Origin of the sequence: Streptomyces sp. SID3343 (genome assembly GCF_009865215.1) — a bacterium.
Lineage (GTDB): Bacteria > Actinomycetota > Actinomycetes > Streptomycetales > Streptomycetaceae > Embleya.
The window spans coordinates 1-8,118 of sequence record NZ_WWJX01000299.1; the positions used below are offsets into that span (position 1 = coordinate 1).

Below are 8,118 nucleotides of genomic sequence, written 5' to 3' on the forward strand. Positions count from 1 at the left end.
GATCAGGCGTTGTCCGATCGGGCGTGGTCCGATCAGGCGTTGTCCAAGAAGTGGTCGAGCACGCGCACGCCGAACTTCAGGCCGTCCACCGGCACCCGCTCGTTCACGCCGTGGAACATCCCCGCGAAGTCGAGATCGGCCGGCAGCTTGAGCGGCGCGAAACCGAAGCAGCGGATTCCCAGGTCGGCGAAGGACTTGGCGTCCGTGCCCCCGGAAAGGCAGTACGGCACCGCCCGCGCGGCCGGGTCGTGCGCCCGCAGCGCGGCCGACATGGCCTCGACGAGCGCGCCGTCGAACCCGGTCTCCAGAGCCTGGTCGGTGTGCACCGTCTCGCGCCGCACCCGCGGACCGAGCACCGCGTCCAACTCGGCGTGGAACTCGTCCTCGAAGCCCGGCAGGAATCGGCCGTCCAGATGGGCGGTCGCCTGCCCCGGGATCACGTTGACCTTGTAGCCGGCGTTGAGCATCGTCGGCTGTGCGGTGTTGCGGATGGTCGCGCCGATGATGCTCGCGATCGGGCCGAGCCGCTCGATGGTCGACTCGATGTCGTCCGGGTCGAGTTCGATGCCCAGCGCGTCGGAGATCTCGTCCAGGAACGCACGCACGGTCTTGGTGACCCGGATCGGGAACTTGTGACGACCCACCCGCGCGACGGCCTCGGCCAGCTCGGTGATCGCGTTGTCCTTGGCGATCATCGACCCGTGGCCGGCGGTGCCGTCGACGATCAGCCGCATCCAGTCCATGCCCTTTTGGGCGGTCTCGACGAGGTACAGCCGCAGGTCGTCGTTGACCGTGAAGGAGAAGCCGCCGACCTCGCCGATACCCTCGGTGACGCCCTCGAACAGGTCGGCGTGATTGTTGACGAGGTGCCGCGCGCCGTAGACGCCGCCGGCCTCTTCGTCGGCCACGAACGCGAGCACGATGTCGCGCGAGGGCAGCCGACCGGTGCGCACCCGGTCGCGCAGGACCGCGAGCACCATCGCGTCCATGTCCTTCATGTCGACCGCGCCGCGACCCCACACACAGCCGTCGGCGACCTCGCCGGAGAACGGGTCGTGGGTCCAGTCCGCCGCGTTCGCGGGAACGACGTCGGTGTGGCCGTGGATCAACAGACCGGGCCGGGACCGGTCGGTGCCCTCGATCCGCACGATCGTGCTCGCACGGCCGGGCTCCGACTCGAAGATCTTCGGCTCCAGGCCGACCTCGGCGAGCTTCTCGGCGACATACTCCGCCGCGGCCCGTTCACCCGGGCCCGAACCGTCGCCGTAGTTGCTGGTGTCGATCCGGATCAGATCCCGACACAGGTCGACGACCTCGTCCTCCGCGGTCGTGGTGGGCTGGGGACGGACAGCCTCCGTCATGACGGGCTCCTTGGAATCCTGGGCAACGGCGGAAGGGCACGAGCGTGCGGGTCCACCGATATGTACGGATGTACGGATGTACGGATGTATCGGGCTACAGGTGTACGGCGTACGGATGTAGCGGCGTACGGGTGTACCACCATCCTGCACCCGCGCGGCGAGTCGGTGTGGTCCAGGCAGGTTTCTGATGATCAGTCAGTTGGATCGGGGGTCGATCCGAACGTAGGGAGATGCCTCTGACCGGCCCACACGCGCCGCTGCTACCTTCCGGATCAACGCGGACATCGCGAACAACGCGAACACGCGAACAACGCGATCAACGGCGATGAATCGGACCATTGGGAGGGGCGTCATGAACGGCACCGCGTGGGGCCTCACCGGACCGGAGTTCCTGAAGGTGTACGCCACGATCGCCGTGGGCCTGCTCGTGCTCGCGATCGTGTTCCGGATCGTGATGGCATGGGCCGCGCCCGCCGCCGTCCGGCGCGAACTGGGACCCTACGACGCCGCGTTCCTGGCGGGCGGGGCGATCCGGGTGGGCGACACCGCCCTGGCATCGCTGATCACCGAGGGCCACGTCCACGTCCAGCGGGCCGGTCGGGTCAGCGCCGCGACGGGAGTACGGCCCACCGACCCGGTCGCCGCGGCCGTGCTCGACTCGGTGCGCACGACGAGCGGTACCCGGCTCGCGCTGTTGCGGGCGTGGTCGCGCAGCCCGATGTCGGAATCGATCCGGGAGAGCCTGGTCGAACGCGGCCTCGTGCACTCCAAGCTCGCGCGCCGGATCGGCAAGATCCCGGTGCGGCTGCTCCTGGTCCTGGTGCTCGTCGGCATCGCCCGACTGGTCAACGGGATCGTGCAAGGGCGCCCCGTTTTCTATCTGATTCCCATGGTCGGGGTCACGTTCGTGCTGATCGGCGCCGTGAACACCCGGTTCCTGGCCACCCGCGCGGGGCGCAAGGCACTGCGTGACCTGACCGCCCAGGTGCGGGTTCAGACGCGCTCGGGCATTTCGGTCGGCGCCGGCGCGATGGTCGGCCTGTTCGCGGTCGCGTGCATGGGACTGGCCGCCCACCCCGACCCGGAGGCACGCTCGGCGCTGGTCGCCTACGGCGGCACGGGTGGCGGCAGCGGTGGTGGTGGCGACGGTGGCGGTGGCAGCAGTTGCGGTGGCGGAAGCAGTTGCGGGGGCGGCGGCGGATGTGGCGGCGGGGGCGGTTGCGGCGGCTGACGCCGCCGGCGGGCAACGGATCGAGGCACGACGGGGCGCCCCGGGAACGCCGAGGTGAAGGCACCGGCCGGCCCGGATGAGCCGGGTCCGCGACCAGTCAAGTCGCGCACGGTGATGGGTGGTTCACGCACTTCGCCCGGGCGGTCGGGAAGAGTGGAGATCGAAAAGGCGTACCCTCCCGCGTCGTTCCCTCCCGGGTCGTTCCCTCCTGGGTCGTTCTCTCCCGTGTCGTTCTCTCCTATGTCGGACGAATGTCGTGTGTGTTCGTCCCCGTCGGACGAAAGCGATCGTCGGCGTCGAGACGATGGAGGCGGTGGGCGAGGAGTACCGGCCGATCCACTTCGGCGTGCCGGACCGGCGGCTCGCGCAGGGCGGTCGGCTCGCGCCGGGCCGATCCGCGACGGAGACGGCCGGTGCGAGCCGGGCGCGGCGCCGCCGGTGTGGTCAGGGGCGGGGCCGCCGCTCGTCGTACCATCCGAGCAGGGCGGCCAACACGGCGTGCATCGTGCCGTCCTCGGCCGCCTTGGCGATGACGCCATCGGTGAATCGTTCACCGCGGATCACCGCGGTGGCGGCCCGGATCGCGTCCGGGGGGCTCAGTGTGCCGTGCGCCGAGAGGGCGGGCGTACCGTTGTTCATCCAGTCGTACAGCGGCGTCACGGCGCCGACCATGACCAGCACGTTGCGCGCCTGTCCCACCGGTCCGTCGTAGATCGGATACGAACCCCCGGTCGTGGTCCAGGGCACGGCACAGTCCCGAACCGCCCCGCTTGCGACCAATTCGCGCATCTCGCGCCACGTCGCACTCTGCGTCGCATCGAGTTCGGCCACGAGTAGGTCGTCTTCGGAACGTTCGATCGTCATGACCACGAGCATAGGTTGGCCGACGAGGGCCGAATGCCGGCCCCGCACGGCAGGCGTCGTGGGAGCGGCCGGGTCGGCGGGCGGCGCGAAACCTCACACACCGCGAACTCCCATGACACGATCGGCCGTCCGCCACCCGCCTGAGGGAAATCGAGGGTCTCCATCCGGATTCGAGGGCTTCCCCTCCGGTTGGTCGCCAACCGTGCCGGACGTCGGTCCGGCATGGTCTGCTGGGTCACGGTGAGGACGAGACCTCACGACGTCCCGGTCGGCTGTCGCGGGGGTGCGGCCGACCGGGGGCACGTCTGCGGCACTCGCGCCGCGCCCGGCGGCGGCTCCCTCACCGCACACACCGGTGACGAGACGGTCGGCGACACGCCACCGGAGGGTGACAATCAGGGCGGAAACGGCGTCGAGGCGGTACTAGTTGCGGTGCCCCACCGATTTTGCCGAGCAGGAGACGCGCCATGGCCACCGGGACCGTCAAATTCTTCAATGCCGAGAAGGGCTTCGGCTTCATCAATCAGGACAGCGGAGGTCCGGACGTCTTCGTGCACTTCAGTGCGATCGCGGGCGACGGCTACCGCGAGTTGAGCGAGAACCAGAAGGTCGAGTTCGACGTGGTGCAAGGGCAGAAGGGCCCGCAGGCGGAGAACGTGCACGTGGTGTGAACAGCTGAGTCGCGAAGCCCCGGTCGGGATCCTCTCGGGATCCGGCGGCCGGGGCTTCGGGCGTGCTCGGGCCGCCGGGGTTCGGGCTTCGGGGCTTCGGGCGTTTGGCTGTTCGGTTGCTTGTCGGGAGCTCGGGAGCCTCGGGTGAGCTCGGGAGCTCGGGAGTCTCGGGTGGGCTCGGGTGGGCTCGGGTCAGAGGGCCACGCCGAGGATGGCGTCCAGGGCTCGGGAGGCGACGCCCGGTGCGGACATGTCGTCGCCGCCGTGCGTCAGTTGGTGCTCGGCCCAGGCGTCCATCGCGGCCAGGGCGCCCGGCGCGTCCAGGTCGTCGGACATCCGTTCGCGGATCGTGGCCAGGAGCTCCGTGGTGTCCGCGCCGTCGGGGCGGCCCACCGCGGCCCGCCACGTGGCCAAGCGGGTCTGGGCGTCCGCGAGGACCTGGTCGGTCCATTCCCAGTCGCTGCGGTAGTGGTGGGCCAGCAGAGCCAGGCGGATCGCCATCGGGTCGACGCCTTCGCGGCGCAGCTTCGAGACGAACACCAGGTTGCCGCGCGACTTGGACATCTTCTCGCCGTCGAGCGCGACCATGCCCGCGTGTACGTACGCCTGGGCGTAGGGCACCTCGCCCGTGGCCACGTGTGCGTGCGACGCGCCCATCTCGTGGTGCGGGAAGACCAGGTCGCTGCCGCCGCCCTGGACGTCGAAGCCCATGCCCAAGTACTTCAGTGCGATCGCGACGCACTCGATGTGCCAACCGGGGCGGCCCGCGCCGAACGACGCGTCCCACGACGGCTCGCCGGGTCGCGCCGCGCGCCACAGCAGGGGGTCCAGGGCGTTCTTCTTGCCCTCGCGCTCGGGGTCGCCGCCGCGCTCGCCGAAGATCTCCAGCATCTGCGCCGCGCTGTAGCCGGACACGCCGCCGAACTTCTCGTCCGAGGCCACCGCGAAGTAGATGTCGCCGTCGACCGAGTACGCCGCCTCCTTGGCGAGCAGATCCTCCACCAGCGGCACGATCAGCGGGATCGCCTCGACCACGCCGATGTAATTGGCCGGCGGCAGCACCCGCAGCGACGCCATGTCCTCGCGGAACAGCGCCGTCTCACGCTCCGCCAACTCGACCCAGTCGATGCCGTCGCGGTCGGCGCGTTCGAGGAGAGGGTCGTCGACGTCGGTCACGTTCTGCACATAGTCGACATCGTGGCCCGCGTCCCGCCAGACCCGCTGAAGCAGGTCGAACGCGACGTAGGTCGCCGCATGCCCCATATGGGTCGCGTCGTACGGAGTGATGCCGCACACGTACAGCCGCGCGACCGGTCCCGGGGTGATCGTCACAACGTCGCGCACGGAGCTGTCGTACACGCGCAGGGACGCACCCTGACCAGGGAGAACGGGGAGCTCGGGAGCAGGCCAGGCATACATACGTATGAGACTAACGTCCGTAGGGCCCGGAGATCTTCCAGGGTTGACGGATCAATTTTCCCGAGCCGTCTTTCGGGCCGGCCCCGCGCGTCTTCAGGGCCGGCTCCCCGCGCCTTTCGGGCCGGCTCCTCGCACCCTTCGGACCTGTTCCAGGCCGCTCGGCGGCGGGCTCGACGCCGTCCTTCGGTCCGGCTGCGTGAGCGTGGCCCGGCTCGACATCGGCCGTGGTCAGATCGGCGGCCAAGGGATCACGTGGCGACGGCCGTCCGGCTGCGGGAGCCGGTCGGTGTCGAGCAGAACTCTCACCCGTTCGCGCGTCGCGGCCACCTCGTCCGGCGTAATCAGTTCACCGAGCCGAACCCCGAGCGCACCGTCGAGATCGGTCGCCAACGAGGTCAGCGCGGCTCGCGTGGTCGGGGTGAGCGGTTCGCCCGCCCACCCCCACAGGAGCGTGCGCAGCTTGTCGTCGACGTGGAAGCAGATCCCGTGATCGATCCCGTACACGTGCCCGCCCGGTCCCGGCAGCAGGTGCCCGCCCTTGCGGTCGGCGTTGTTGATCACCGCGTCGAACACCGCGATCCGGCGCAGCGTCGCCGCGGCCGCGTGGACGAGCAGCGCGGGCTGTTCCTTGCCGTCCTCGCCCGGGACGACCACGTGCGCGATGGCCTTCCAGTCCGGCCCGGGGTCGACCGCAGGCAGAATCGCCACCGGCTCGGGCTCGTCGTCGGCGGGCTTGTGGTCGATCCAGACCTGGCACATGCCCACGCCGTACGGTCCCTCGCGAAACACCGTGGTGGGCACGATGTCCCAGCCGAGCGCCTCGGACACCTCGTAGGCCGCCACCTCGCGTCCCGCGAGCGTGCCGTCGGGGAAGTCCCACAGCGGACGCTCACCCGCGACTGGCTTCCACACACACGGAAGGGACACCCCGTCTAGCGTGGCCACGCAGTACAGCGTCGCGTTGGAGGCGTCCTCCAGGCGCGCCTGCACCGCCAGCTCGCCCCGGCGCAGCAGCTCCGGGACGGCGGCGGCGTCGAGGACCGTGTCGGTCAACGTCGGTATCCGTTGGCGCGCGGGCAGATGTGGCCCTCGGGGTCCATCGGCAGCCCGCAGAACGGGCACGCGGGCCGACCCGCGGCCACCACGAGCAACGCGCGCTTGGCGAACGCCCGAGCCTGACCACCCGTCAGTCGCACCCGCAGCAGCGGCGGGCCCTCCTCGTCGTCGTCATCGCCGAGCAGGGTGTCCTCGGGGCTGTCGTCGTCCGGCACCTGGGCCTGCGCCTCGACCACGAGCCGCTCGTCGTCGGCGTCCCAGGCGAGCGCCATCGTGCCGACCCGGAACTCCTCCAGGATCGGCGGCAACAGCGGCCCGGAATCCTCCATTTCGGACGGCGTCACGGCCGGTACGGCGGTCTCGCCGCCGGTTCGGCGCACGAGCTCGTCGAGCAGCTCGTCGACGCGTTCGGCGAGGACCGACACCTGGGTCTTCTCCAGGGCAACGCTGGTGACGCGTCCGGACGCGGAGGCCTGGAGGAAGAAGGTTCGCTGGCCGGGCTCACCGACGGTGCCGGCGACGAACCGCTCCGGGGGGTCGTACAGGAAGACCTGGCGGGGCACGAGCTGCTCCGTGTTTCTGTCGAGAGCGGGGGACGGGACGGGTTCGTACGGGATCGGTTCGAATCCGAGGGGCTCGTACAAAGGTGTGTGGGCGGGCAAGGTCGCACGCCCTCCGAAGCACCCTACGGCGCGCCGGCTCCGCCGCCCACCACCGCGTCGCCCGACGCGGATTCGTGCCGACCGCCCGGCGGGGGCACCAGAGCGTCGACGGCGCCACCGGTGTCGTTGAGCCGGGCGACGGTGGGACGCAGACCGCCGTACGAGATCACGGTCAGCGAGCAGGGGTCGACCTGGATGCGCTGGAACAGGTCCAGGTGCATCCCGAGCGCGTCCGCGACGAGGGCTTTGATCACGTCGCCGTGCGAGCAGACCAGATAGGTCGCGTCGGCGCCGTGCTCGGCGGCGATCCGCTCGTTCCACTCCCGCACCGCGTCCACGGCCCGGTTCTGCGTCGTCCGCAGCGCCTCGCCGCCCTCGCCGGGGAAGGTCACCGCGCTCGGGTGGATCTGCACGGTCTTCCACAGCGGCTCGCCGGCGAGGTCCTTGAGGTCGCGCCCGGTCCAATCGCCGTAGCGACACTCGCCGACGCGCTCGTCCACCTGCGCCCCGGCGTCCACCGCGAGCTTGGTGCCCACGCGCGCGCTCAGGATCGCCTCGGACGTCTGTCGACAGCGCTCCAGCGGACTGGTCACCACCGCGGCAAGCGGCACCGTCGCGATTCTCGCGGCCAAGGCCGCGGCCTGTTGCTCGCCGCGTTCGTCGAGGAACACGCCGGGGGTCCAGCCGGCGAGGATCCCGGCGGTGTTGGCGGTTGTACGTCCGTGCCTGACTAGGAGCACCGTGGTCATGCCGTTCAGCGTAGTTCGTGGCTTGTTCGGGGCCGCGTGGCCCTGTGGGTTTGTTCGTGGCCGCTTGGCCCTGTGGGTTGTTCGGGGCGGGTGCGCGGGTGGGTG

The 8,118-nt window shown here is 70.4% G+C and carries 8 protein-coding genes; 2 read left to right on the forward strand and 6 right to left on the reverse strand.

The features are described from left to right. Positions 1 to 32 precede the first annotated feature (32 nt). On the reverse strand, positions 33 to 1,361 hold the full coding sequence (locus tag GT354_RS10250; RefSeq protein WP_161355966.1) for a M20/M25/M40 family metallo-hydrolase: 1,329 nt from the start codon (positions 1,359 to 1,361) through the stop codon (positions 33 to 35). A gap of 352 nt (positions 1,362 to 1,713) precedes the next feature. Here GT354_RS10250 and GT354_RS10255 point away from each other — a divergent pair, with 352 nt between their 5' ends. Then, on the forward strand, positions 1,714 to 2,592 hold the full coding sequence (locus tag GT354_RS10255; protein WP_161355967.1) for a TIGR04222 domain-containing membrane protein: 879 nt from the start codon (positions 1,714 to 1,716) through the stop codon (positions 2,590 to 2,592). Between the two features lie 444 nt (positions 2,593 to 3,036). Here GT354_RS10255 and GT354_RS10260 read toward each other — a convergent pair whose 3' ends face one another. Continuing rightward, positions 3,037 to 3,456: a DUF6508 domain-containing protein gene (locus GT354_RS10260; RefSeq protein WP_161355968.1), complete on the reverse strand. Its 420-nt coding sequence runs from the start codon at positions 3,454 to 3,456 to the stop codon at positions 3,037 to 3,039. Between the two features lie 467 nt (positions 3,457 to 3,923). Here GT354_RS10260 and GT354_RS10265 point away from each other — a divergent pair, with 467 nt between their 5' ends. Continuing rightward, a complete protein-coding gene (locus GT354_RS10265) occupies positions 3,924 to 4,127 on the forward strand; it encodes a cold-shock protein (RefSeq protein ID WP_161355969.1) in 204 nt (67 codons plus the stop codon). A gap of 192 nt (positions 4,128 to 4,319) precedes the next feature. Here GT354_RS10265 and mshC read toward each other — a convergent pair whose 3' ends face one another. The 4 genes from mshC to GT354_RS10285 form a co-directional block, all read right to left on the reverse strand. Beyond that, positions 4,320 to 5,546: a cysteine--1-D-myo-inosityl 2-amino-2-deoxy-alpha-D-glucopyranoside ligase gene (gene mshC, locus GT354_RS10270; protein WP_161355970.1), complete on the reverse strand. Its 1,227-nt coding sequence runs from the start codon at positions 5,544 to 5,546 to the stop codon at positions 4,320 to 4,322. Positions 5,547 to 5,774: 228 nt separating this feature from the next. Continuing rightward, positions 5,775 to 6,599 (reverse strand): SCO1664 family protein, encoded by an 825-nt coding sequence (locus tag GT354_RS10275; RefSeq protein ID WP_237534588.1) that lies wholly within the window; start codon positions 6,597 to 6,599, stop codon positions 5,775 to 5,777. Continuing rightward, positions 6,596 to 7,165 carry a DUF3090 domain-containing protein gene (locus GT354_RS10280; RefSeq protein WP_161355971.1) on the reverse strand — a complete coding sequence of 190 codons (570 nt, stop codon included), beginning with the start codon at positions 7,163 to 7,165 and terminating at the stop codon, positions 6,596 to 6,598. The genes GT354_RS10275 and GT354_RS10280 overlap by 4 nt, the downstream gene beginning before the upstream one ends. 122 nt (positions 7,166 to 7,287) lie before the next feature. Continuing rightward, positions 7,288 to 8,013: an MSMEG_4193 family putative phosphomutase gene (locus GT354_RS10285; RefSeq protein ID WP_161355972.1), complete on the reverse strand. Its 726-nt coding sequence runs from the start codon at positions 8,011 to 8,013 to the stop codon at positions 7,288 to 7,290. Between the last annotated feature and the right edge of the window lie 105 nt (positions 8,014 to 8,118).

Bases quoted from the DNA above. Each gene is read 5' to 3' on its own strand.
- GT354_RS10255 (WP_161355967.1), top strand. From the start codon at position 1,714: ATGAACGGCACCGCGTGGGGCCTCACCGGACCGGAGTTCCTGAAGGTG.
- GT354_RS10285 (WP_161355972.1), bottom strand. From the start codon at position 8,013: ATGACCACGGTGCTCCTAGTCAGGCACGGACGTACAACCGCCAACACC.
- GT354_RS10260 (WP_161355968.1), bottom strand. From the start codon at position 3,456: ATGACGATCGAACGTTCCGAAGACGACCTACTCGTGGCCGAACTCGAT.
- GT354_RS10265 (WP_161355969.1), top strand. From the start codon at position 3,924: ATGGCCACCGGGACCGTCAAATTCTTCAATGCCGAGAAGGGCTTCGGC.
- mshC (WP_161355970.1), bottom strand. From the start codon at position 5,546: ATGTATGCCTGGCCTGCTCCCGAGCTCCCCGTTCTCCCTGGTCAGGGT.
- GT354_RS10250 (WP_161355966.1), bottom strand. From the start codon at position 1,361: ATGACGGAGGCTGTCCGTCCCCAGCCCACCACGACCGCGGAGGACGAG.